18 protein-coding genes are annotated in these 20,100 nt (G+C 72.8%); 11 read left to right on the top strand and 7 right to left on the bottom strand.

From position 1 onward, the window contains the following. The first annotated feature begins 85 nt into the window (after positions 1 to 85). The 4 genes from AC07DW_RS00400 (at position 86) to AC07DW_RS00385 (ending at position 5,613) form a co-directional block, all read left to right on the top strand. Positions 86 to 1,399: a sensor histidine kinase gene (locus tag AC07DW_RS00400; protein WP_478855704.1), complete on the top strand. Its 1,314-nt coding sequence runs from the start codon at positions 86 to 88 to the stop codon at positions 1,397 to 1,399. Positions 1,400 to 1,650: 251 nt separating this feature from the next. Then, positions 1,651 to 2,310, top strand: coding sequence for a response regulator transcription factor (locus AC07DW_RS00395; protein ID WP_478855703.1), 660 nt, complete (start codon positions 1,651 to 1,653; stop codon positions 2,308 to 2,310). Positions 2,311 to 2,597: 287 nt separating this feature from the next. Beyond that, positions 2,598 to 4,571: a 2-oxoacid:acceptor oxidoreductase subunit alpha gene (locus AC07DW_RS00390; RefSeq protein ID WP_478855402.1), complete on the top strand. Its 1,974-nt coding sequence runs from the start codon at positions 2,598 to 2,600 to the stop codon at positions 4,569 to 4,571. Next, complete coding sequence (locus AC07DW_RS00385) at positions 4,564 to 5,613, top strand: 2-oxoacid:ferredoxin oxidoreductase subunit beta (RefSeq protein ID WP_478855401.1); 1,050 nt, start codon at positions 4,564 to 4,566, stop codon at positions 5,611 to 5,613. Before AC07DW_RS00390 ends, AC07DW_RS00385 begins: the two co-directional genes overlap by 8 nt. Before the next feature lie 36 nt (positions 5,614 to 5,649). Here AC07DW_RS00385 and AC07DW_RS00380 read toward each other — a convergent pair whose 3' ends face one another. Next, positions 5,650 to 6,042 carry a winged helix-turn-helix transcriptional regulator gene (locus tag AC07DW_RS00380; protein ID WP_478855400.1) on the bottom strand — a complete coding sequence of 131 codons (393 nt, stop codon included), beginning with the start codon at positions 6,040 to 6,042 and terminating at the stop codon, positions 5,650 to 5,652. A 94-nt stretch (positions 6,043 to 6,136) separates the two neighbouring features. Between AC07DW_RS00380 and AC07DW_RS00375 the strand changes: the two genes are divergently transcribed. Next, positions 6,137 to 7,000, top strand: a complete 864-nt coding sequence (locus tag AC07DW_RS00375) for an SDR family oxidoreductase (RefSeq protein ID WP_478855399.1) — start codon at positions 6,137 to 6,139, stop codon at positions 6,998 to 7,000. A gap of 183 nt (positions 7,001 to 7,183) precedes the next feature. Then, on the top strand, positions 7,184 to 8,164 hold the full coding sequence (gene rarD / locus AC07DW_RS00370) for an EamA family transporter RarD (RefSeq protein ID WP_478855702.1): 981 nt from the start codon (positions 7,184 to 7,186) through the stop codon (positions 8,162 to 8,164). Here rarD and AC07DW_RS00365 read toward each other — a convergent pair. Then, entirely contained in the window at positions 8,161 to 8,562 is a 402-nt protein-coding gene (locus tag AC07DW_RS00365; RefSeq protein ID WP_478855398.1) for an SRPBCC family protein, read from the bottom strand. The two genes, rarD and AC07DW_RS00365, sit on opposite strands and share 4 nt — an antisense overlap. After that, positions 8,547 to 9,158, bottom strand: a complete 612-nt coding sequence (locus AC07DW_RS00360) for a CGNR zinc finger domain-containing protein (protein WP_478855701.1) — start codon at positions 9,156 to 9,158, stop codon at positions 8,547 to 8,549. Before AC07DW_RS00360 ends, AC07DW_RS00365 begins: the two co-directional genes overlap by 16 nt. A 42-nt stretch (positions 9,159 to 9,200) precedes the next feature. Here AC07DW_RS00360 and AC07DW_RS00355 point away from each other — a divergent pair, with 42 nt between their 5' ends. Then, positions 9,201 to 9,653, top strand: a complete 453-nt coding sequence (locus AC07DW_RS00355) for a VOC family protein (RefSeq protein ID WP_478855397.1) — start codon at positions 9,201 to 9,203, stop codon at positions 9,651 to 9,653. A 379-nt stretch (positions 9,654 to 10,032) separates the two neighbouring features. Further along, positions 10,033 to 11,397, top strand: coding sequence for a M28 family metallopeptidase (locus tag AC07DW_RS00350; protein ID WP_478855396.1), 1,365 nt, complete (start codon positions 10,033 to 10,035; stop codon positions 11,395 to 11,397). Positions 11,398 to 11,533: 136 nt separating this feature from the next. Here the strand turns inward: AC07DW_RS00350 and AC07DW_RS00345 are convergent, their stop codons facing one another. Continuing rightward, on the bottom strand, positions 11,534 to 12,721 hold the full coding sequence (locus tag AC07DW_RS00345) for a LolA family protein (protein WP_478855395.1): 1,188 nt from the start codon (positions 12,719 to 12,721) through the stop codon (positions 11,534 to 11,536). Positions 12,722 to 12,842: 121 nt separating this feature from the next. Continuing rightward, positions 12,843 to 13,853 (bottom strand): polyprenyl synthetase family protein, encoded by a 1,011-nt coding sequence (locus tag AC07DW_RS00340; RefSeq protein WP_478855394.1) that lies wholly within the window; start codon positions 13,851 to 13,853, stop codon positions 12,843 to 12,845. Positions 13,854 to 14,066: 213 nt separating this feature from the next. On the opposite strand from AC07DW_RS00340, the gene AC07DW_RS00335 reads away from it, so the two are divergent. From AC07DW_RS00335 to AC07DW_RS00325, 3 genes are all read left to right on the top strand, one after another. Beyond that, a complete protein-coding gene (locus AC07DW_RS00335; protein WP_478855393.1) occupies positions 14,067 to 16,181 on the top strand; it encodes a CocE/NonD family hydrolase in 2,115 nt (704 codons plus the stop codon). A gap of 43 nt (positions 16,182 to 16,224) precedes the next feature. Beyond that, positions 16,225 to 17,451 (top strand): fumarylacetoacetase, encoded by a 1,227-nt coding sequence (fahA, locus tag AC07DW_RS00330; RefSeq protein WP_478855392.1) that lies wholly within the window; start codon positions 16,225 to 16,227, stop codon positions 17,449 to 17,451. Between the two features lie 134 nt (positions 17,452 to 17,585). Continuing rightward, complete coding sequence (locus AC07DW_RS00325) at positions 17,586 to 18,197, top strand: hypothetical protein (protein WP_478855391.1); 612 nt, start codon at positions 17,586 to 17,588, stop codon at positions 18,195 to 18,197. 3 nt (positions 18,198 to 18,200) lie between these two features. Here the strand turns inward: AC07DW_RS00325 and AC07DW_RS00320 are convergent, their stop codons facing one another. Both AC07DW_RS00320 and AC07DW_RS00315 read right to left on the bottom strand, forming a co-directional pair. Beyond that, entirely contained in the window at positions 18,201 to 19,010 is an 810-nt protein-coding gene (locus tag AC07DW_RS00320; RefSeq protein WP_478855390.1) for a dioxygenase family protein, read from the bottom strand. Positions 19,011 to 19,051: 41 nt separating this feature from the next. Beyond that, positions 19,052 to 20,017, bottom strand: coding sequence for a helix-turn-helix transcriptional regulator (locus AC07DW_RS00315; RefSeq protein WP_478855389.1), 966 nt, complete (start codon positions 20,015 to 20,017; stop codon positions 19,052 to 19,054). Positions 20,018 to 20,100: the final 83 nt, after the last annotated feature.

Here is a 20,100-nt window from a genome sequence, read left to right as displayed (position 1 = left end):
GGGCACCACGCAGTCGGCACGGGCGGCGCACGCACCCCGCGGCTCCCGCGGTCCCGACGACGACGAGAAACGGATGGACGACCCGATGGCCCTGGCCCATGGACCGGAGACCCGGCACCACCGCCTCCCCGCGGCGCTGCGGGCGCCCTTCGAGGCCCGCACGTGGCGCGAGTTCGGCTACCTGGTGGTCGGTCTGCCGCTGAGCATCTTCTATTTCGCCTTGTCCATAGCCATGGTGTCGCTCGGCGCCGGTCTGGTGGTGACCTTCCTGGGCATTCCACTGCTCGCCGCCGCCCTCGTCATGTGCCGCGGCTTCGGCATGCTGGAGCGGGCGCGGGCACGGGGCCTGCTGGGAGTGGAGATAGCCGATCTCCCGCCGGTGCGCCGCCGGTCCGGTGGCGGGCTGATGGGCTGGGTGGGCGGTGTCCTCAAGAGCGGTGAGTCCTGGCGGCATTTCCTCTACTCGGTCCTGCACATGCCGTGGGCGATCTTCGCCTTCACCGTCGCGGTGACGTTCTGGACCTACGGCTGGGGTCTGCTGACGTACCCGCTGTGGCGATGGGTCTTCCCGGTGTACGCCGGGATGGACGGCCTCCAGCTGTACGGGGACGGGACGCACTCGTTCTTCCTGGACTCGCCGGTGGAGACGACCGTCACCAGCCTGTTCGGCCTGTTCTTCGTGCTCGTCACCCCGTGGGTGATCCGGGCTCTGGCGACGGTGGACCGGCTGATGGTGACGGGCCTGCTGAGCCCCTCCCGGCTGGCGACCCGCGTCTCCGAGCTGGAGTCGGACCGGGGGGTGGTCGTGGACACCGCCGCCGCCGACCTGCGCCGGATCGAGCGGGACCTGCACGACGGCGCCCAGGCCCGTCTCGTCGCCCTCGCCATGGGCCTCGGGCTCGCGAAGGAGAAGCTGCCGGAGGACCCGGAAGCCGCCGCCGCCATGGTCGACGAGGCCCACGGCGAGGTGAAACTCGCCCTCCAGGAGCTCCGCGACCTCGCACGCGGCATCCACCCCGCCGTCCTGACCGACCGGGGACTCGACGCCGCCCTGTCCTCCATCGCCTCCCGCTGCACGGTGCCCGTCACGGTGGAGGTGGACCTGCCGGCCCGGCCGATACCGGCGATCGAGGGCATCGCCTACTTCACCGTCTCGGAGCTGCTCCAGAACGTCTCGAAGCACTCACGAGCCAGCCGTGCGACGGTCGACGTATGGCGAGTGGACGACAGGCTGATGCTCCAGGTGACGGACGACGGTCGTGGCGGCGCGGACGTGACCAAGGGCGGCGGCCTTGCGGGGCTGACGGAGCGGCTGGACGCGGTGGACGGCATCGTCGCCGTGCACTCCCCCGTCGGCGGCCCGACGACGATCACCGCCGAGCTGCCCTGGCGGGGCTGACCCCGCCGTCCTCCCGCCGGTCTCGCCGGCACCCGGGCCCGGCCGCCCCCTCCGGAATCCCCGCGCCCCTCCCCGATCACCTCCACGCACCTCCCGACGCCCCTCTCCCGCGCGGCCCGGTGGCCGCGGGCCGGCGAGTTGTCCACAGGCCGGCCCGCCGGCGTACGGCTGCTGGGATGCTGGGGCACAGACGCGGAAATCGCGTGGTGCGGATCGGAGCAGGGGGGATGCGGGTCGTGGTGGAGGACAGGGTGCGCGTGGTCATCGCGGAGGATTCGGTGCTGCTCCGGGAGGGCCTGACCCGGCTGCTGACGGACCGGGGCCATGACGTCGTCGCCGGCGTCGGCGACGGCGACGCGCTGGTCAAGACGGTGGCCGAGCTGGCCGGCGAGGGGGCGCTCCCGGACGTGGTGGTGGCCGACGTACGGATGCCGCCGACCCACACCGACGAGGGGGTGCGGGCGGCGGTACGACTCCGTACGGAGTACCCGGACATAGGGGTGCTGGTGCTGTCGCAGTACGTGGAGGAGCGGTACGCAACCGAGCTGCTGGCGGGCAGCAGCCGGGGGGTGGGCTACCTGCTCAAGGACCGGGTCGCCGAGGTCCGGGAGTTCGTGGACGCGGTGGTGCGGGTCGCCAGGGGCGGCACGGCGCTGGACCCGGAAGTGGTGGCCCAGCTGCTCGGCCGCAGCCGTAAGCAGGACGTGCTGGCGGCGCTGACGCCGCGGGAGCGCGAGGTTCTGGGGCTGATGGCGGAGGGCCGGACGAACTCGGCGATCGCGCGGCAGCTGAAGGTGAGCGAGGGTGCGGTGGAGAAGCACGTGAGCAACATCTTCCTGAAGCTCGGCCTGGCCCCGAGCGACGGGGACCACCGGCGGGTGCTCGCGGTACTGACCTATCTGAACGGCTGACGTGCGGCGCCCGCCGAGCCGGCCGCGCCGGCCGGGGAACCTGCCGCACGGCCCGGACTCGAAGGACGAGTCGGGAGCGTCGTTACCGAACGGCGCGGGGGGAGACAAAGCATGATGATCGAGGGCGTACGGACGTCTCGGAGTGGCGTCCATCATGTGAGCGGTCCAGGGAGGGCGCCCCTTACGGACGTAGGGTGGGCCTTGGGACGGCCGGTGGGCCGGCTGTCTCCCGAGCGTTCCCCCGCCGACGGCGGGGAGGCCCCTTGTCTCGAGGGAGGTCCAGTTCAGTGACCAGCCAGGTCAGTAGCCCAGCCGATCGGGCCGACGGGTCCGGTGGGACCCACACGGCCGATGATGAGACCGTCGTCGGGGAACAGCGTGGCGGCCCCGGCCAGCAGGGTACGGAGAAGGAAGTACGCCGTCTGGACCGGGTGATCATCCGCTTCGCGGGTGACTCGGGCGACGGTATGCAGCTGACGGGTGACCGTTTCACGTCGGAGACGGCGTCGTTCGGGAACGACCTGTCCACCCTGCCGAATTTCCCGGCCGAGATCCGGGCGCCCGCCGGGACCCTGCCGGGTGTCTCGTCCTTCCAGTTGCACTTCGCCGACCACGACATCCTCACGCCGGGTGACGCGCCGAACGTGCTGGTCGCGATGAATCCCGCCGCGCTGAAGGCGAACATCGGGGATGTGCCGCGCGGCAGCGAGATCATCGTCAACACCGACGAGTTCGCCAAGCGGGCCATGGCGAAGGTCGGCTACGAGACCTCCCCCCTGGAGGACGGCTCGCTGGACGGCTACCGGGTCCATCCGGTGCCGCTGACGACGTTGACGATCGAGGCGCTCAAGGACTTCGGCCTGTCCCGCAAGGAGGCCGAGCGCTCCAAGAACATGTTCGCGCTCGGGCTGCTGAGCTGGATGTACCACCGCCCGACCGAGGGTACGGAGAAGTTCCTGCGGCAGAAGTTCGCCAGGAAGCCGGAGATCGCCGAGGCGAACGTGGCGGCCTTCCGGGCGGGGTGGAACTTCGGCGAGACGACCGAGGACTTCGCGGTCTCCTACGAGGTCGCCCCGGCCACCAAGGCGTTCCCCGCCGGCACCTACCGCAACATCTCCGGGAACCTCGCCCTCGCCTACGGTCTGATCGCCGCGGGCCGGCAGGCGGACCTGCCGCTGTACCTGGGCTCGTACCCGATCACCCCGGCGTCCGACATCCTGCACGAGCTGTCCAAGCACAAGAACTTCGGGGTGCGGACCTTCCAGGCCGAGGACGAGATCGCGGGCATCGGCGCGGCACTGGGCGCGGCCTTCGGCGGATCCCTGGCCGTCACCACCACGTCCGGCCCCGGTGTGGCGCTGAAGTCGGAGACGATCGGCCTCGCGGTCTCGCTGGAGCTGCCGCTGCTGATCGTCGACATCCAGCGCGGAGGCCCGTCCACCGGGCTGCCGACCAAGACGGAGCAGGCGGACCTGCTCCAGGCGATGTACGGGCGCAACGGCGAGGCCCCGGTGCCGATCGTGGCGCCGAGGACCCCGGCGGACTGCTTCGACGCGGCGCTGGAGGCGGCGCGGATCGCGCTGACCTACCGCACCCCGGTGTTCCTGCTCTCCGACGGCTATCTCGCCAACGGCTCGGAGCCGTGGCGCGTCCCGGACCTGGAGGAGCTGCCCGACCTGGGCGTACGGTTCGCCACCGGGCCGAACCACACCCTGGACGACGGCACCGAGGTCTTCTGGCCGTACAAGCGCGACCCGGAGACGCTGGCCCGGCCGTGGGCCCTGCCCGGTACACCCGGGCTGGAGCACCGGATCGGCGGCATCGAGAAGCAGGACGGCACGGGCAACATCTCCTACGACCCGGCCAACCACGACTTCATGGTCCGCACCCGTCAGGCCAAGGTCGACGGCATCGACGTCCCCGACCTGGAGATCGACGACCCGGGTTCCGCCGCCCGCACCCTGGTGCTGGGCTGGGGCTCCACGTACGGGCCGATCACGGCCGCCGTGCGGCGGCTTCGGTCGGCCGGCGAATCGATCGCCCAGGCCCACCTGCGCCACCTCAACCCCCTCCCGAAGAACCTCGGAGTGGTGCTGAAGCGGTACGACAAGGTCGTCGTGCCGGAGATGAACCTGGGCCAGCTCGCCACTCTCATCAGGGCGAAGTATCTGGTCGACGCGCACAGCTACAACCAGGTGAACGGCATGCCGTTCAAGGCCGAGCAGCTCGCCACGGCTCTCAAGGAGGCCATCCATGACTGAGGCGCTGAAGCTGGTGCCCAAGGCCGAGGCCAAGCAGTCCATGAAGGACTTCAAGTCCGATCAGGAAGTGCGCTGGTGTCCCGGTTGCGGTGACTACGCCATCCTCGCCGCCGTGCAGGGCTTCATGCCCGAGCTCGGCCTGGCGAAGGAGAACATCGTCTTCGTCTCCGGCATCGGCTGCTCCTCCCGCTTCCCGTACTACATGAACACCTACGGGATGCACTCGATCCACGGCCGCGCGCCCGCGATCGCGACGGGCCTGGCCTCCTCCCGCACCGACCTGTCCGTCTGGGTCGTCACCGGCGACGGCGACGCGCTGTCCATCGGCGGCAACCACCTCATCCACGCCCTGCGGCGCAACGTCAACCTCAAGATCCTGCTGTTCAACAACCGGATCTACGGGCTGACCAAGGGGCAGTACTCACCGACGTCCGAGGTCGGCAAGGTCACCAAGTCGACGCCGATGGGTTCGCTCGACGCGCCGTTCAACCCGGTGTCCCTGGCCATCGGCGCGGAGGCGTCCTTCGTGGCGCGGACCGTCGACTCCGACCGCAAGCACCTCACCGAGGTCCTGCGGCAGGCGGCCGACCACCCCGGCACGGCGTTGGTGGAGATCTACCAGAACTGCAACATCTTCAACGACGGGGCCTTCGACGCCCTGAAGGACAAGGAGAAGGCCGAAGAGGCGGTGATCCGGCTGGAGCACGGGCAGCCGGTCCGCTTCGGTCCGGACGGCGGCAAGGGTGTCGTGCGGGACCCGGCCACCGGCGACCTGCAGGTCGTGACGGTCACCCCCGAGAACGAGGGCCAGGTCATCGTCCACGACGCGCACGGCGCGAGCCCGACCACGGCGTTCGCCCTGTCCCGGCTCGCGGACCCGGACACGCTGCACCACACGCCCATCGGCGTGTTCCGGGCCGTCCGGCGCCCCGTCTACGACACGCAGATGGCCGACCAGCTCGACGCGGCGGTCGAGCAGAACGGCAAGGGCGACCTCGCCGCGCTGCTCGCGGGCAACGACACGTGGACGGTCGTCGGCTGACGTCCGGCGCGACGGCTGTACGGGCCCGGGCCTTTGTCAGGAGGCCCGGGCCTCGTCGTACGCGTCCTGTGCCCGCCGGACGTCGTCGACGTGCCGCTCGGTCCACCGCGCGAGGGCCCACACCTGTTCGGCGGCCTCCCGGCCCAGCGGAGTGAGCGAGTAGTCGACGCGGGGCGGGATGACGGGCTGGGCGTCGCGGTGGACGAACCCGTCGCGCTCCAGGGTCTGGAGCGTCTGGGCGAGCATCTTCTCGCTGACGCCCCCGATGAAGCGGCGCAGTTCGCTGAACCGGTACGGGCGCTCCAGCAGGGCGGCGAGCACCAGGACGCCCCAGCGGCTGGTGACGTGCTCCAGCACGAGACGGGAGGGACACATGGCGTCCATGACGTTCGGCGGGAGCGGCTGGGCCGCCGATGTACTTACGCTCATGCCAGTACCTTACTTCAAAGTGGGTACTTTCTCATAGTTAGCTGGTTCCGTAGGTTGGTGCTCCGATCGCCCGACCGAACGGAGCACCAACCTCATGAGCATCGTCGTCACCGGAGCCACCGGTCGCCTCGGCCGCCTCGTCATCGACGCCCTGACGGCCGGCGGCATCGAGCCGGCCGGCGTCGCCGCCGTCGTGCGCGACAAGGCGAAGGCCGCCGACCTGGCGGAGCGTGGCGTCGAGCTGCGCGTCGCCGACTACGACCGCCCCGAGACGCTGGTCGACGCCTTCGTGGCGGGCGACCGCGTCCTGCTGGTCTCCGGCAGCGAGGTGGGGCGGCGCGTGCCGCAGCACGCAGCGGTGATCAGCGCGGCCAAGGCGGCGGGCGTGGCGCAGCTGGCGTACACCGGCATCCTCGGCGGGCCGGAGGCCGACTTCGACCTGGCCGCCGAGCACCGGGTGACCGAGCGGCTGATCCTGGACTCGGGTCTGCCGTACACCCTGCTGCGCAACGGCTGGTACACCGAGAACTACACCGACCGGCTCGCCGCGGTCCTGGAGCACGGCGCCGTCGTCGCCAACGCCGGCGAGGGGCGCATCGCCTCCGCCACCCGTGCCGATTACGCGGCGGCGGCCGCCGCCGTGCTGACCCAGGAGGGGCACCTGGGCAAGGTGTACGAGCTGAGCGGCGACACCGCCTGGTCGCTGGCCGAGTACGCGGCGGAGGTCGCGCGCCGGTCCGGCAAGACCGTCGCGTACCAGAACGTGCCGGCCGAGGCGCACCTGGCGATCCTCACCGGCGCCGGGGTGCCCGAGCCGTTCGCGGCGATCCTCGTCGACGTCGACAAGGCGATCGAGCGCGGCCGGCTGGCCCGTACCGACGGCGGCCTGTCCCGCCTGACCGGCCGCCCGACGACCCCGCTCGCCGACACGGTGGCACAGGCGCTGGAACGGTTGTGACACAGGCGTCATGACCGTATCGCGGTACGGACATGACAGGCCGCACCGCGCGGCGTTACCTTCGTCCGCAGGGCATGTTCAGGGCATGTGCGGGACAGGGGCGCGGAAGGGCGGCGGCCGGTGGCGGCGAAGAGCGGCGGCGAGCAGCGGGCGGGATTCCTCTACGGCGTGAGCGCCTACGGCATGTGGGGCCTCGTGCCGCTCTTCTGGCCGCTGCTGAAGCCGGCCGGGGCCATCGAGATCCTGGCCCACCGCATGGTCTGGTCCCTGGTCGTCGTGGGCGTCGCGCTCCTCGCGCTGCGCCGCTGGGGCTGGATACGCGAGTTGCTGGGGCAGCCCCGCAAGCTCGGTCTGATCGCGCTCGCCGCGACCGTGATCACCGTGAACTGGGGCCTGTATATCTGGGCCGTGAACGCCGGCCAGGTGGTGGAGGCCTCCCTCGGCTACTTCATCAACCCGCTGGTCACCATCGCCATGGGCGTCCTGCTGCTGAAGGAGCGGCTGCGGCCGGCGCAATGGGCGGCGGTCGGCACCGGCTTCGCGGCGGTGGTGGTCCTCGCGGTGGGGTACGGCCGCCCGCCGTGGATCTCGCTGATCCTCGCCTTCTCCTTCGCCATCTACGGCCTGGTGAAGAAGAAGGTCAACATCGGGGGCCTGGAGTCGCTGGCGGCGGAGACCGCCGTCCAGTTCCTGCCGGCGCTGGCGTACCTGCTGTGGCTGGGCGCACGGGGCTCGGCACACTTCGGCAGCGAGGGGACGGGCCACGCGGCGCTGCTCGCCGCGACCGGTGTGGTCACCGCGGTGCCGCTGGTCTGCTTCGGCGCGGCGGCGATCCGGGTGCCGCTGTCGACCCTGGGCCTGTTGCAGTACCTGGCGCCGGTGTTCCAGTTCCTGCTGGGCGTCGTCTACTTCCACGAGGCGATGCCGCCGGAGCGGTGGGCGGGCTTCTCGCTCGTCTGGCTGGCCCTGACGGTCCTGACCTGGGACGCGCTGCGGACGTCCCACCGTACGAGGGCGGAGGCGGCGGCCCTGCGGCTGTCGGCGGCGGCGGGCGCGGCGACTGCAGCGACGGCCACGGCCGCCGCTGCGGCCGGCAGGGGGGCGGCGGCCGGCCCGGCGGACGGGCCCGGGACCGCCCGGCCGGTGGACGCCCCGAAGGTCTAGCCGGCCCCGGCTCCCAGCTCCTCCACGACCCGGCGCATGACGCCCTGCCAGTGCGTACGGCGCCGCTCCCGCTCGTCCGCGCTCGCGAGGCGCTCCTGGTGGAAGCGGAGGACCGCCTTGCCGGGGCCGGCCGCGGAGACGGTGACCTGGAGCGTCGTGCCGCCGTGGGTGAGGCGTACGCGGTCGCCCGGCCGGTAGCCGCGCACCTCGCCGGTGACGCCGTCCGCCGTTTCGTACGCCGCGCCCCGCTCGGTGGGCAGACCGCCCGGGACGCCGCCGAGCCACAGGGCGACGCCCTCCGGGCCCGCGATGAAGTCCCAGACGGCACCGGCCGGCAGCGGCAGCGTCTTCGAGACGCCGATCTCCCACCCCGCGTCGCGGGTCAGCCCTGTGGGCATCCTTCTTCTCCCTCGCTCTGTGTACGCGCGCGATGGGCGCGCACCTTGTGCCGGTTGCCGCACCGTTCCATCGCGCACCAGCGGCGGCGGCCGGGGCGGGAGGTGTCGACGAAGAGCAGGTAGCAGTTGTGGCCGCCGCACTCGCGGATCCGGCCCGCCGCCGCGTACGGGCCCGTGAACAGCTCGACCGCGTCGCGGGCGACCGTCGACAGCAGCGCGGCGACGCTCGCGCCGGGCGCCCACTCCCGCTCCCCCGCCGCCGTCATCCGCACGACCAGCGGCGGTACGGCCGCCGCGGCGTTCACCACGGACACGTCGGCGGCCCCGAGGGGGCGGCCGTGCGCCCGGGCGGCGGTGAGCCGGTGCAGGGCGTCGCGCACCTCCCGCACCGCGGCGAGGTCGCCCTCGCCCACGGGCGGCAGCCGCAGGCCCGGCGGCTCCAGGCGGCTGGCCGCCACCCAGTCCAGGAGCCCCGCGGGAGTGTCGAGCACCTCGAATCGGGCGAGCGGGCCGGGCCCCCCGGTGAGCAGCAACTCCAGGCACAGGGCGCCCGGGTCGAAGCGGAAGGAGCCGCCATCCGGCGGACACAGGGTCATTCCCGTTGCAGGCTCACTCACCTAACCAATATAAGTGGTTACATGACAACGCTCCACTGGAAGCTCGTGATCGACGCGGCCGACCCGCACGCCCAGGCCGACTTCTGGGCAGACGCCCTGGGTTACCTGGTCGAGGACAACAGCGCCCAGATCGACCGGCTGCTCGGCCTCGGGTACGTGACGGAGGCGGACACCGTCGAGGCGCACGGCCGTCGCGCGTGGCGGAATCTGGTCGCCGTCCGGCATCCGGACGATCCGTACCAGGAGGACACGGGCATCGGGCTCGGCAGGCGGCTGCTCTTCCAGCGCGTACCGGAACCGAAGACCGGGAAGAACCGCCTCCACCTCGACCTGCACGCCCCGCCGGGAGGACGCGACGCGGAGGTGGCACGCCTGGAGGCGCGGGGCGCGTCCGTGCTGCGTCACGTCAAGGAGCCGGGCGGCGAATGGACCGTCCTGAGGGACCCGGAGGGGAACGAGTTCTGCGTGCAGTAGCGGCGGGTCACATCGATGTTCCCCCGCGGAGGGGCGCTCCCGGATACCGGCGGTTCCGCCCGGGTCCGAGCTCACGCCGGCGCGTCCGCGCCTCGTGCCCGCCACAGCGTCCCGGGCGGGCGGTCATGGCCGGAAGGCGAGGTGGTCGTGTTCCTTCCGCGACCACTTCACGTCGAGAGCCTTCCGATATCCGAACACTCGTGACCGGTTTCCGCCCTTGACGTTGAGTCAAACTCTCGCTGAACATTCAGCACGCACGTCGCAGCAGTAGCTGCACCCGCTCCACCGGCTCGACCAGCTCCAACGCCCCGCGCCTCCCCGGCCGCGGGGCGTCTCGCACGTTCCGTCCCATCCCCGTACGGAATCCCGGAGCCCCCACATGAATCTCTCCGCCCACCACCGCATACCCAGACGCACCGCCGCGATCGCCGCGCTCGCCCTGGCCGGCCTCCTGGCCACCGCCGCCCCGGCAGCCACCGCCGCCCCGACAGGCACCGCCACCACGACGGCCACCACCGCAGAGGCCACCGCCGCCGCACTCGCCGCGCCGGACATCCCCCTCGCCAACGTCAAGGGGCACCTCACCCAGTTCCAGTCCATAGCCGGCGCCAACGGCGGCAACCGCGCCCACGGGCGCCCCGGCTACAAGGCGTCGATCGACTACGTGAAGGCGAAGCTGGACGCGGCCGGATACACCACCACCGTCCAGCAGTTCACATACAACGGCACCACCGGCTACAACCTGATCGCCGACTGGCCCGGTGGCGACACCAACAAGGTGATCATGGCGGGCGCCCATCTCGACTCCGTCTCCTCCGGCGCCGGCATCAACGACAACGGCTCCGGCTCGGCCGCCGTGCTGGAGACCGCGCTCGCCGTCTCCCGCGCCCAGCTCAAGCCCACCAAGCACCTGCGCTTCGGCTGGTGGGGCGCGGAGGAGCTCGGCCTGGTCGGCTCGAAGCACTACGTGAGCAGCCTGCCCGCCACCGAACGCGCCAAGGTCTCCGGGTACCTCAACTTCGACATGATCGGTTCGCCGAACCCGGGCTACTTCGTCTACGACGACGACCCGGTCATCGAGAAGACCTTCAAGGACTACTTCGCGGGCCTCGGCATCCCCACCGAGATCGAGACGGAGGGCGACGGCCGCTCCGACCACGCCTCGTTCAAGAACGTCGGCATCCCGGTCGGCGGTCTGTTCACCGGCGCCAGCCGTACGAAGACCAGTGCCCAGGCGCAGAAGTGGGGCGGTACGGCCGGCCAGGCCTTCGACCGCTGCTACCACTCGTCCTGCGACAGCACGTCCAACATCAACGACACGGCTCTCGACCGGAACAGCGACGCGGTCGCACACGCCATCTGGACGCTGTCGGCCGGTACGACCGAACCCCCGACCGGTGACACCTACGAGAACACCACCGACGTGGCCATCCCGGACAACGGCACGGCCGTGACGTCCACGGTCACCGTCGCCGGCCGCACCGGCAACGCGCCGGCCGCGCTGAAGGTGGGCGTCGACATCGTCCACACCTGGCGCGGCGACGTGGTCGTGGACCTCGTCGCGCCCGACGGCACGGCGTACCGCCTGAAGAACTCCAGCAGCAACGACTCGGCGGACAACGTCCAGACCACGTACACGGTCGACGCGTCGAGCGAGGCGGCGAACGGCGCGTGGAAGCTGCGTGTTCAGGACGTGGCGGCCCAGGACACGGGCTACATCAACGCGTTCCGCCTCACGTTCTGAGCCCCTCCCCGGGCCCGGTCCGGCGGCCCCGGCACCCCGACGCCCCGGCGTCCGCACCGCGCAAGCAGGCGCCCCGCCCGGAGAGCGAACACGGCCTCTCCGGGCGGGGCGCCCCCCAACGGCCGGCGCCTGCCGGCTACTTGTCGCCGTTCGCCGCGTCGACCAGCGCCTCGGGGGTGACGGCGCCCACGTAGACCCTGCCGTCATCGGTCATCAGGGCGTTGACCAGACGGGTCTTGAACACCGTGCCGGAGCCGAACTTCCCGGTCACCTTGTCACCGAGCGCGTCCAGGAACTGCTGTGCCTCCGCCGGGGCGTCCTCCGGCAGGTCGGACGGGACACCGCCGGACGGGCCGGCGAGCCGGGCGATGGAGGTCCAGCCCTCGCCGATGACGTTCAGGTCCTCCGTGCCCGCGAAGTCCTCGGGGGCGCCCTTCCCGGTCTTCTCCGGGACGGCGTGCTCCGCTCCGCCGGCCGGCTCCTCGATCACCTTGGCGCCCTTGGGCGGGGTGAAGTCGAACGTCGACGCGTCCGGCTTGGCGAAGTCCACCTTCGTGAACCCCGCGTCGATCGCGGCCTTGCCGCCGCCGCTCGGGGTGAGCGTGAACTTCAGCGGCACGCCGTTGCCCGCGTCCACCGCCACCTTGATCGAACCGATCGTCGAACCGCTCTGCTTCGGCTTGATCACCAGCTGGTACGCGTCGCGCCCGGCGATCCGCGCCGTGCCGTCCACCGTCACCGACGTCGTGGCGTCGACGGCCTTGAGCGCCTCGTCCACGAGGGCCTTGGGCGTCGCCGGGCCGCTCGGGAGGCCGGGCGCGGCGCCGGCGCCGTCCCCGGAGGGAGCCGCCTCCTTCGAGTGCACCGCCTCGTTGGACGCCCCGTCGTACGCCCAGACGTCCTCGCCGTCGCGCACCAGGCTGTACTCGGCGGAGGCGTCGTCCACGACGGTCAGCCGCTGCTTGTCCGGTCCGTCCGCCGCCACACGCAGGGTGTGCGTGCCGGAGGCGAGCTCCATCAGCTTGCCGATGCCCGCGTCGCCGCCCGCGCCGCCGTCCGCCGCGCCCCCGAGGTCACCCCCGAGGCCGGCCAGCGACGGGAGGCCGAGGTCGGTCGTCACCTTCACCGTGCCGGACAGCTGCTGCACGTCCGACGCGGCGATCTTCTCCATCAGTTGCTGTGCCGTGATCTCCGGCAGTTCGGGGTCCCCGGATGCCGCGAGCGCCGGGACGAGCCCGATCGTCGCCGCCGCCACCCCCGCCACCGCGACCGGAACCGCGTACCGTGCCGTCCACCGGCGTCCGGCGCTGTCGTTCGGTGCCATGTGTGCCTACCTCCGTGGTCAGCGATCCATCGGTATCCATCTGACCAAGGCGACACCCCCGGGGGCGTCAGACCGGGGGCTCGACTTCCGTACTGCTCAGGGATGACAACGACCCCGAGCCCTACCCCGCGCGGTGCACCACCAGGTCGCACAGCTCCTCCAGCGCGGCCTTCGCGTAGCAGTCCGGCAGGGGGCCCAGCGTCGCCCGCGCCTCCTGGGCGTACCGGACGGTGTCCCGCCGCGCCTGCTCCAGCGCCGGGTGGGCGCGCAGCCGCCGCAGGGCCTCCGCGTGCCGGGCGTCGTCCGTCAGGTCGCCGTCCAGCAGCGCGACCAGCTCCAGGTCCTCCGCCCGGCCGCCCGAGGCCGCCCTCGCCCGCAGGTGCAGCACCGGCAGGGTGGGGATGCCCTCCCGCAGGTCGGTGCCGGGCGTCTTGCCCGACTCGTGGGAGTCGGAGGCGATGTCCAGGACGTCGTCGGCGAGCTGGAAGGCGACGCCGAGCCGCTCGCCGTACTGCGTGAGGATGTCCACGACCCGCTCGTCGGCGCCCGACATCATCGCGCCGAAGCGCCCCGAGACGGCGATCAGCGAGCCGGTCTTGCCGGCGATGACGTCCAGGTAGTGCTCGACCGGGTCGCGACCGTCGCGCGGGCCGGCCGTCTCCAGGATCTGTCCGGTGACGAGGCGCTCGAAGGCGCCGGCCTGGATGCGCACCGCTTCGGGGCCGAGGTCCGCCAGGATGTGCGAGGCGCGCGCGAAGAGGAAGTCACCCGTGAGGACGGCCACCGAGTTGCCCCACCGGGCGTTGGCGCTCTCCACCCCGCGGCGTACGTCGGCCTCGTCCATGACGTCGTCGTGGTAGAGGGTCGCGAGGTGCGTGAGTTCGACGACGACGGCGGAGGGCACGACGCCCGGGGCGTGCGGGTCGCCGAACTGGGCGGCGAGCATCACCAGCAGCGGACGAAAGCGCTTCCCCCCGGCCCGTACCAGGTGCTGTGCGGCCTCGGTGATGAACGGCACGTCACTCTTGGTGGCATCGAGGAGCCCTGCCTCGACGGCCGCCAATCCGGTCTGGACATCGGCCTCAAGAGCCTGGTCCCGCACGCTCAGCCCGAACGGCCCGACTGCGGTCACGAGGGGGTCTCCTGTCTGGTGACGATCACACGGATTGTCGATGTGTCGCTGGATTCACTCAAGTCAGCGTATCCGGTCCCCTTTCGATCACCGTGGGCGCCTTCCACCCTCCCCCGGTATGTTCAAGAACAGCTCATATGACCGTGAGCGCTCCCTTTGCCCCAGGCTGCCGACGAAACCAGGGAACATCGACGAGACGGGTCCCGAGGCCCCATGAAGATCCGCACCTCCTTCCCGTACGAAACGGTCCACGAGGACGTCCGCGTCCCCCTCGCGGACGGCACGAATCTCTACGCCCGTGTGTGGCGCCCCCTCACCGACGAGCCCGTCCCGGCCCTCCTCGAGTACGACCCGCACCGGCTGACCGACTGGGCCGCGCCCCGCGACAGGCAGCGCCACCCCTGGTATGCGGGCCACGGCTACGCGGCTGTGCGGGTGGACGCGCGCGGACACGGCAACAGCGGCGGGCTGCCCGGCGACCTGCGCTCCGGGGCGGAGCCCTCCGACTGCGCCGAGGTGATCGACTGGCTCGCCGCCCGGCCGTGGTGCACCGGCCACGTCGGCATGTTCGGCATCGGCCGGGGCGGCACCGCCGCGCTGCGGACCGCCGCCCTCGCTCCCGAGCCGCTCCGGGCGGTCGTCGCCGTCGCCTGCCCCGACGGGCGGTACGACGCCGGAACCCCCGACCGGGGAGGCCCGGACCGCCCGGACCGCCCGGACCGCCCGGACGACCCGGAGGACCGCCCGGCCCCGGACCGCCCGGGCGGCCCCACCCCCGCGGCCGGTCCGCCCGCCCCGTCGGCCGCCCTGCTCGCCCGGTCGGCCGCCCTGCTCGCGCTCGCCGCGTGCCCGCCCGACCCCTTGTACGCCGGGGACGCCTGGCGCGCGATGTGGCCGGCCCGCCTCGAAGCGCTGCAACCGCCGGTGCACGCCTGGCTCGCGGACCCGGCCCGCGACGACCACACCGGGAACGACGGCGCGTCCGGCCTCCAGGGCAGCGACCACGGCGTGTACGGCGCCGTCCGGGCGGCCGTCCTCGCGGTGGGCGGGTGGCACGACCCGTACCGCGACACCGTCCTGCGGCTGGTCGAGCACCTGCCGGGCGACCGGGTCCGGGGCATCATCGGGCCCTGGGCACACCAGTACCCGGACCGGGAGCAGTCGCCCGGTCCCGCGATCGGCTTCCTCCAGGAGACGCTGCGCTGGTGGGACCACCACCTGAAGGGCGAGCCCACCGGGGTCATGTCCGAGCCGCTCCTCCGCTCCTGGATCGACGCGCCGCGCCCGCCGGCGAACGCCCTGCCGTCGCCCGGCGCCCGGCCGGGGCCGGGGCCCGCCGGCCGCTGGGTCGGCGACTGCGCCTGGCCGTCCCCGGACGTCACCCCGGTCACGTACGCCCTCCAGGGCCCGCCCGTCCTCGTCCGCTCCCCGCAGCACACCGGCCTGGACGCCGGGCGCCCCGTCCCGGCCGGGGACGCCGCCGGCCTGCCGCCCGACCAGCGCGCCGAGGACGCCCACTCGGCCTGCTTCGACTTCCCCGTCCCGCCGGACGGCCCGCCCGTCGAGGTCCTCGGCCGGCCCCGCGTCGCCCTCACGCTGCACGCCGAGGCCCCCGCCGGGCAGGTCGCGGTCCGCCTCTGCGACGTCGCTCCGGACGGCTCGTCCACCCTCGTCACCCGGGGCGCGGCGCGGTTGGGTGCCGGGACCGGCGGCCCGCGGGAGTACGCCTTCGAGCTGAGCGGCACCGGCCACGCCTTCCCGCCCGGCCACCGGGTCCGGCTCGCGGTCTCCTCCGCGTACTGGCCCTGGATCTGGCCCGGCCCGCGGCCGGCCGGCTTCACCCTCGACCCGGCCGCCTGCTCGCTGCTGCTCCCGGTCCGCCGGCCCACCACCGGCACGGTCGCCTTCGAGGAGCCGGAACAGGCCGAGCCCCTCGGTGTCACCGTCCCCGCCGTCCTGGACGACACCGACACCCGGCCCGCCGCGCGCCTGGTCGTCCGGGACGTCGCCCGGGGCGAGTGGCGCCTGGAGGACCGCCCCCGCCAGGACGGCACGCGCGCCTACCCGGACGGTCTGGAGATCACCGAGGACGCCGTGGAGACCTGTGTGATCACCGAGGGGGAGCCCCTCTCCGCCCGCACCCGCGCGCGGTGGAGGATCCGCCTGCACCGCCCCGACATGTCGTGGAACGTCACCGTCGACACCCGCTCCGAGATCGTCTGCGACGCCACCCACTTCCTCACCACCGACGAGGTGATCTGCGCGGAAGGTACCGAGGTGGTGTTCCACCACACCTGGGAGAAGCGCATCGCCCGCGCGCCGGGCTGATCTAACGTGTCCCCCACACACGTGGAAAGCGAGGCAAGCACCGATGCCCGAGCAGAGCCCGCTCGACCTGACCGAAGGCGATCCCTTCGGCCCGCACAACCTTCCGTACGGCGTCTTCACCACCGCCGACGAACCCGGCCGCCGCCGGCTCGGCGTCCGCATCGGCGACCACGTCCTGGACGCGGGAGCGGCGGCGCACGCGCTGGGCTCCCCGTACGCGGCGCTGTTGGCCCAGCCGAGTCTGAACCCGCTCCTCGCCGCCGGCCGTACCGCCTGGCGCGACGTCCGCCGCGCCCTCACCGCCTGGGTGACCGTTCCGGCGCACCGCCCGGACATAGAGCCGCTGCTGCACCCGCTCGGCGACGTCACCCTGCACCTGCCGTACGAGGTCGCGGACTACGTCGACTTCTACGCCTCCGAGCACCACGCCACCAACGTCGGCAGGATCTTCCGCCCGGACGGGGACGCCCTCACGCCGAACTGGAAGCACCTGCCGATCGGCTACCACGGCCGGGCCGGCACGGTCGTCGTCTCCGGCACCGACATCGCCCGCCCCGCCGGGCAGCGCAAGGCGCCCGCCGACCCGGCGCCCGTCTTCGGGCCGTCGGTGAAGCTCGACATCGAGGCGGAGGTCGGCTTCCTGGTCGGCACGCCGTCCGAGCTCGGCCGGCCGGTCCCGCTCGCCTCGTTCCGCGACCACGTCTTCGGCCTGACGCTGCTCAACGACTGGTCGGCGCGCGACATCCAGGCGTGGGAGTACGTCCCCCTCGGCCCCTTCCTGGGCAAGTCCTTCGCGACCTCGGTGTCCGCCTGGGTGACCCCGCTGGAGGCCCTGGACGCCGCCCGGGTGGCGCCGCCCACCCGTGACTTCCCGCTCCAGCCGTACCTCGACGACGGCTCCGACGAGGAGCCGGGCGGCTTCGACCTCCACATCACGGTGCGCATCAACGGGGAGACGGTCTCCGAGCCGCCGTTCTCGACCATGTACTGGACGGCCGCGCAGCAGCTGGCGCACATGACGGTCAACGGCGCCTCCCTCCGTACCGGCGACCTCTTCGGCTCCGGCACGGTCAGCGGCCCGGAGGTCCACCAGCGCGGCTCGCTCCTGGAGCTCACCTGGAACGGACAGGAGCCGCTGGAACTGTCCACCGGCAAGCGGACGTTCCTGGAGGACGGCGACGAGGTCACGCTGACCGCCTGGGCCCCCGGCCCGGACGGCACCAAGGTCGGCCTCGGCGAGGTCACCGGCCGCATCACCCCGGCGCACTGACCCGCGCCGGCCGCGCGCTGCCGGGCGTCAGCCGAACGGCCCGCCCGGTATGCGCGCTCCCGGCCGGCGGCGCAGGCTGACGAGTGGGCCGTGGGGGGAGCCCGGCCATAGCCCCCGACCACTGGAGCAGCAGCATGCGTCCCCGCCCACTCATGTCCGCGCTCGCCCTCACCTCCCTGGCCGCCCTCGCCCTGGGCGCCGCGCCGGTACCGGCCGGCGACGACGACGTCCGCGCCGACCTGCTCAGGGCCTACCGCGCGACGGCGAAGTACCACTCGCTGGAACGCGCCGTCGCGGACGGGTACAAGCCGATGCGCGGCTGCGTCGCCCGGCCCGAGGGCGGTATGGGCTACCACTACGTCAACACCGCCCTGAACAACTCCACCGACCCGGCGAAGCCCGCCGCGCTGATGTACGAGGAGACGGGGAAGGGGAAGCGGCTGGTCGGCATCGAGTTCTTCGTCGAGGACCGCGACCAGGACCTCACGACGGACGACGACCGCCCGACGATGTTCGGGCAGCCGTTCCTCGGCCCGACGGCCGGCGTGGACGTGGGCGTACCAGCCCACTACGACCTGCACGTCTGGCTCTACAAGCGGAATCCCAAGGGCATGTTCACCGAGTGGAACCCCCATGTCCGCTGCCCCGGGACCGGGTCCGGGACCACGACCGCGACAGCGAGCAGGTCCGGGGCCACGGCCGCGCCCGTCACCGCGACCGCAGCCGGGCCCCGGACCGGGGCCTGACGGTCAGCCGGCCCGCCACAGGGCCGGCGCGCGCGGCGGCTCCCAGCCCGGCTGCGCCGTGTGGCTCTGGAGGCAGACGTACGCCGCTCCCCCGTACGTGACGCGGTCACCGGGGCGGTACGCGGTCCCCGCCGCCCAGGTCGTCCCGCCGGGCGGCGGGGTGGGCCCCGGTCCCGGTGTCTGCGGCACGTCCAGCACGAAGTCGAACGCCGCCTCCCTGCCGCCGCCCGCGCCCCGCACCGTCATCAGCAGCCGGGGGTCGAACAGCGGGTCGGTGTTGTTGCGGGGCTCGCCGGGGAAGTACAGCTGCGTCGTCAGCACCGGGCGGCCGGGCGCCTGCACCTTGACGTGCAGGTGCCGGGTGCGGCCCGGGTACAGCCCCGGCACGATGGTGGTCAGCGTGAACGCCCCTCCCTCGCCGGTGAACTGGTGGCCGCGGAACCGGAAGCCCGCGTTGTCGTAGGCCCCGTTGACGTCCGCCTGCCAGAAGTCCAGCAGCACCCCGCTCAGCGGGCGGCAGGCGAGCCCGAAGACGTAACCGGTGACGGTGAGGCGCACACCCGCGGTGTTGGGCTCCAGCAGCGAGGTGCGCCGGGGCGAGTTCGGCTTGAAGTAGGGGCCTTCCATCTGCGGCGGGGTCGGGTCGTCGCCGTCGTCGCAGGTGGGGGTGGGCTCGGGCGCCGGGCCGTTCGCGGTGCCGTTCGCGGTGACCGTACGGGCCAGCGCCGGCACGCCCATCAGCGCGGCGGGCGTGGTGACGCCGGCGGCGAGCGCGGCGCGCAGCACGGTCTTTCGGCTGGGGTGTCCGTCCATGCCTGCTCCTCATGGGGGGCGGTCGGGGATCGGCACCGAACCTACGCAGCCGGTACCGGGCGGGCGATGGACTCGATCCGGTGGTCGTGGTGAATACCGTCGCCGTGCGCCTCGCCACCCCGCCGGAACGCGCCGGGGCTCAGCCCCGTCTCCCGCCGGAAGAAGCGGCAGAAGTACGCCGGGTCGGTGATCCCCACGCGCGCCGCCACCTGCCGCACCGTCAGTTCCGTGTGCGCCAGCAGGCGCTTGGCCTCGTGGGTGCGGGCCTCCCGGACCAGTTGTCCGGGGGTCCGGCCGGTGGCCGCCTTGACGGCCTCGGTGAGGTAGCCGGCCGTCACACCGATGTGCTCGGCGCAGGCGCGGACCGACCACAGGTCCGGATCGGTACGGGCGAGGAGCCGGGCGAACGCGTCCGCGACCGCACCGGGCCGGGTGGCGCCGGGCGGTGCGGCGGCGGTGGCCCCGGGGTCGGGCAGCCGGGCGGCCCGGACGACGAGGATGTGCAGCAGGGCGCGCAGGACGCTCTGGAACCCGTCGGCGCCGCGCCGGTACTCCTCGTGGAGGTCGGCCATCAGGCGCCCGGTCCGGTCGTGTTCGTGCCCGTCGAGGGTGAACCACGGGCGTTCGGCGAAGCCCCGCAGCACGTCCCGGTCGCCGGGGTGGTCGAGCAGGAAGTCCTCGGTGAACAGCACCACCGTCCCGTCGAGCCCCTCCGCGTCCTCCCAGTGGTGGACCTGGCCCGGCGCGATGACGCACAGGTGGGGCGGGCGCAGCTCCCAGCGGGCCAGGTCCAGTACGTGCGTGCCCGTCCCGGCGGTGACGTGGACGATCTCGTAGAAGGTGTGCCGGTGCGGGAAGGCGGCGCGTGACATCGGGCCGATGGTGTCGAAGGTGCCGATCGCGAAGGGCAGCGCGTTGGGCATCGGCACTTCGAGGCGGTGCATGGGCAGCACGCCCTCCGCGGGTGCGGTGCATGGCGTGCCGGGTAAGACGGTGGTGCCGCGCATCGTCCTGTTCCCTTCCTGGAGAGGTCCAGACCGATTCCCCGGTCACGATGGCACGCGTACGCGGGGCCCGGCACCCCTTTCGG

This window comes from Streptomyces sp. NPDC045701, from assembly GCF_056432045.1.
This window is presented reverse-complemented; position numbering and strand designations above follow the sequence as displayed.

Coding starts and splice junctions, on each gene's coding strand:
- AC07DW_RS00320 (WP_478855390.1), bottom strand. CDS start 19,010: ATGGACGGACACCCCAGCCGAAAGACCGTGCTGCGCGCCGCGCTCGCC.
- AC07DW_RS00345 (WP_478855395.1), bottom strand. CDS start 12,721: ATGGCACCGAACGACAGCGCCGGACGCCGGTGGACGGCACGGTACGCG.
- rarD (WP_478855702.1), top strand. CDS start 7,184: ATGTGGGGCCTCGTGCCGCTCTTCTGGCCGCTGCTGAAGCCGGCCGGG.
- AC07DW_RS00315 (WP_478855389.1), bottom strand. CDS start 20,017: ATGCGCGGCACCACCGTCTTACCCGGCACGCCATGCACCGCACCCGCG.
- fahA (WP_478855392.1), top strand. CDS start 16,225: ATGCCCGAGCAGAGCCCGCTCGACCTGACCGAAGGCGATCCCTTCGGC.
- AC07DW_RS00400 (WP_478855704.1), top strand. CDS start 86: ATGGCCCTGGCCCATGGACCGGAGACCCGGCACCACCGCCTCCCCGCG.
- AC07DW_RS00335 (WP_478855393.1), top strand. CDS start 14,067: ATGAAGATCCGCACCTCCTTCCCGTACGAAACGGTCCACGAGGACGTC.
- AC07DW_RS00355 (WP_478855397.1), top strand. CDS start 9,201: ATGACAACGCTCCACTGGAAGCTCGTGATCGACGCGGCCGACCCGCAC.
- AC07DW_RS00325 (WP_478855391.1), top strand. CDS start 17,586: ATGCGTCCCCGCCCACTCATGTCCGCGCTCGCCCTCACCTCCCTGGCC.
- AC07DW_RS00360 (WP_478855701.1), bottom strand. CDS start 9,158: ATGACCCTGTGTCCGCCGGATGGCGGCTCCTTCCGCTTCGACCCGGGC.
- AC07DW_RS00365 (WP_478855398.1), bottom strand. CDS start 8,562: ATGCCCACAGGGCTGACCCGCGACGCGGGGTGGGAGATCGGCGTCTCG.
- AC07DW_RS00375 (WP_478855399.1), top strand. CDS start 6,137: ATGAGCATCGTCGTCACCGGAGCCACCGGTCGCCTCGGCCGCCTCGTC.
- AC07DW_RS00350 (WP_478855396.1), top strand. CDS start 10,033: ATGAATCTCTCCGCCCACCACCGCATACCCAGACGCACCGCCGCGATC.
- AC07DW_RS00380 (WP_478855400.1), bottom strand. CDS start 6,042: ATGAGCGTAAGTACATCGGCGGCCCAGCCGCTCCCGCCGAACGTCATG.
- AC07DW_RS00385 (WP_478855401.1), top strand. CDS start 4,564: ATGACTGAGGCGCTGAAGCTGGTGCCCAAGGCCGAGGCCAAGCAGTCC.